Origin of the sequence: Microbacterium sp., from assembly GCF_035554235.1 — a bacterium.
Taxonomy (GTDB): Bacteria; Actinomycetota; Actinomycetes; order Actinomycetales; family Microbacteriaceae; genus Microbacterium.
This window is the reverse complement of sequence record NZ_DATMIO010000081.1, coordinates 1-2,921: the sequence shown is the minus strand read 5'-3', so window position 1 is coordinate 2,921 and position 2,921 is coordinate 1. Positions and strand designations below refer to the sequence as shown.

Genomic DNA, 2,921 nt, shown 5'->3' with positions numbered 1-2,921 from the left:
GGGCGACGGCCTCGCGGGCGCGGCCGAGCCCGCCGGTCGCCACCCACGCCCAGCAGCGCCCGTCGGTCGCGCGCACTGCCAGCGCGGCGACGCCGAGCGCCGCCGCCACCGCTGACAGCACCGCCTCGGCATCCGGATGTCCGGCGACGACGGCCACGTGCTCGCCCGTCGTGTCGTAGCCGAGCGAGGCGGCCTCGGCCGCGTTGCCGGCCAGCGCCGCCTGGACCGCCCGCAGCCGCCCGATGTCGGGGTGCGTGGCGAGCCTGCTGCGCTCGTCGTCGTATTCGCGCCAGACCATCGGCACGACGGCGTCCATGTAGTCGTACACGGTTCGCATCGCGGTCCGTAGCTGGCGCAGGGCGATCGAGGCCTCCGCGGGGTCGCCCTCCTCGATCACATCCAGGAAGTGCTCGGTCATCGCATGCTGGCCGAGGCGGTAGGTGCGCAGCAGCGCGTCGATCCGAGCGCCGTAGCGAGCCGCGGCGTCGGTCTCCAGCCGCGCGCCCGGCGGCAGCGCGAGGGGCGCGCGCGTCGGGCGGCCTAGCGCGGCGACCATCAGGTCGACGTTGTCGCGCGTGGAGCGCGCGACCGCCTCGCGGAACGCCGGCTCGTCGGTCACCCACAGCTCGGGGACCTCGCGCCACTGGCGCTCCATCAGGTCCTCGACGATGGCGTCGATCCGTCGCCGCACCCCGTCGGCCAGGAGGACCGCGCTGCCCTCGCGCTCGCGCATCGACCGGTGACCGTGCCATGCGGCGGCGGCTTGCACCACCGACCACCTGCGACGAAGCGATTGGACCGCCCGTCGGTTCCGGGTGCGCCTGGCGACCGCCGGGCGCCCCGCGGGCCGCATGTAGACACCGCCTGAAGGGCACACCGTTCTGGTGAGGAATTGTCCAATCTGGAGTCGCTTGGCTCTGCAGCTTGCGTGAAGGTGAGATTGTGTGTGGTCAAGTCACCTGACATAAGGGTGTCGAGAGGAGTAGCCTGCGCGCGGTTCGCTGGGGTCCCGCCCATGTGAGGAGGGTGCTGGGGCTCCGCCATCGCGAACGTCGAACAGCTTCTGGGAGAGGGACCCATCAGGCAGGACGAAACCACGCACGCGGGGGCCGAGGCGTGAGCACCGGCACCCCCGAGTCGCTCCTCGAGGGCGAACCCGTCGACCTGGCGGACGAATCGGCAGCCGAGATCGCTGCGCGATCGCCTCTGGAGCTGTTCTGGCGGCGACTGCGGCGCGACAAGGTCGCGCTGATCGCGCTGGGCATCGTGCTCTTCATGGTGCTCGTCGCCATCTTGGCGCCGCTGATCGTGAAGGTGTTCGGCCTGCCCGACCCCAACACGCAGAACGACAACCTGCTCGGTGACTTCGGCGAGCCGACCGGCCCGTCCAACGCCCACCCGATGGGCATCGACGAGCGCGGCCGCGACGTCCTGTCGCGTGTCATCTACGGCTCACGCGTCTCGCTCGAGGTCGCGTTCATCGCCACGGCGCTGATCGTGATCATCGGCGTGACCGCCGGATTGGTGACGGGCTACTACCGCGGGAAGGTCGACACCTTCTTGAGCCGCGTCATGGACCTGTTCCTGGCGTTCCCCGTGCTCGTCCTGGCCGTCGGCCTGGGCGTGGCCTGCGCGGACGGCTGCCTCGGCGGCATCATCCAGCCCGGCCTGATGGTCGTGATCTTCGTGATCACGCTGACCACGTGGCCCTACATGGCGCGGATCGTGCGCGGCCAGGTGCTGTCGCTGCGCGAGCGCGAGTTCGTCGAGGCGTCCCGTTCCCTGGGCGCCAGCAACACCCGCATCATCTTCCGGGAGATCCTCCCGAACCTCATCGCCCCGATCATCGTCTACGCGACGGTGCTCATCCCGCAGAACATCCTGTACGAGGCGGCGCTGTCGTTCCTCGGCGTCGGCGTGGATCCGTCCAAGCCGAGCTGGGGCGCGATGATCTCCGACGCCATCTCGATCTTCCAGGACGCCTGGTGGTTCATGGTCTTCCCAGGCCTGGCGCTCCTGATCACCGTCCTCGCCTTCAACATCGTCGGCGACGGACTGCAGGATGCGCTCAACCCGCGGACGTCGAAGTAGTGCACGTGCGACGCCGCCCATCCCCATCGCCGGCTCCTGAGAACGGCCGGCAGTCCCATACGAAAGGACCGCACATGTCTCGGAACTATCTCCGATTCCTGGTGCTGAGCATGCTTTCCGTGCTCGCGCTCGTGGTCGCTGCATGTGGGGGCGACGACAAGAGTTCGTCACCGTCCTCCAGCAAGAGCAGCGGCGGCGCCACCACCAACGCAGCTGAGGCGCCTGCCAAGAAGGGCGGCACGTTCAACATGCTGGCGGCGTCGGACGTCGACTTCGTCGACCCGGGCCACACGTACTACACGTGGGGGATGGTCTTCACGTTCGCGACCAACCGGCCGCTGTACAGCTTCAAGCCGGACGACGGCGCCAACCCGGTGCCGGACCTCGCCGAGGCCGAACCGGAGGTCTCCGCGGACAAGAAGACCGTCACGGTCAAGATCCGCAAGGGCGTCAAGTACGCGCCGCCGGTCAACCGCGAGGTGACCTCCAAGGACGTCAAGTACGCGATGGAGCGGTTCTTCTCCGTGAACGTCGGCGGCCAGTACCCCGGCTACTTCCAGCCGATCGTGGGCTCGCCCGCGAAGCCGACCAAGGGCGTCAAGCCGATCTCGGGCATCGAGACCCCCGACGACCAGACGATCGTCTTCAAGCTCAAGGAGCCGGTCGGCGTCTCGTTCGCCGCTGCGCTCGTGATGCCGATCACGGTCCCGGTGCCGGAGGAGTACGCCAAGCCGTTCGACGCCAAGAACCCCTCGACGTACAACACGCACGTGGCCTTCACCGGCCCGTACATGATCAAGAACAACAGCTCCGGCTCGCTCACCGGCTAC

Annotated in this window: 3 protein-coding genes; 2 read left to right on the top strand and 1 reads right to left on the bottom strand. The window is 68.8% G+C overall.

Annotated features, from left to right (window positions below):
* Window positions 1-772: RsbRD N-terminal domain-containing protein (locus tag VNT50_RS04085; RefSeq protein WP_325483825.1), on the bottom strand; the 772-nt coding region annotated here is incomplete at its 3' end.
* Window positions 773-1,116: 344 nt separating this feature from the next.
* On the opposite strand from VNT50_RS04085, the gene VNT50_RS04080 reads away from it, so the two are divergent.
* Window positions 1,117-2,091 carry an ABC transporter permease gene (locus tag VNT50_RS04080; protein ID WP_325483824.1) on the top strand — a complete coding sequence of 325 codons (975 nt, stop codon included), beginning with the start codon at window positions 1,117-1,119 and terminating at the stop codon, window positions 2,089-2,091.
* A 74-nt stretch (window positions 2,092-2,165) separates the two neighbouring features.
* A partial coding sequence (locus VNT50_RS04075; protein WP_325483823.1) for an ABC transporter substrate-binding protein occupies window positions 2,166-2,921 on the top strand: 756 nt, incomplete at its 3' end.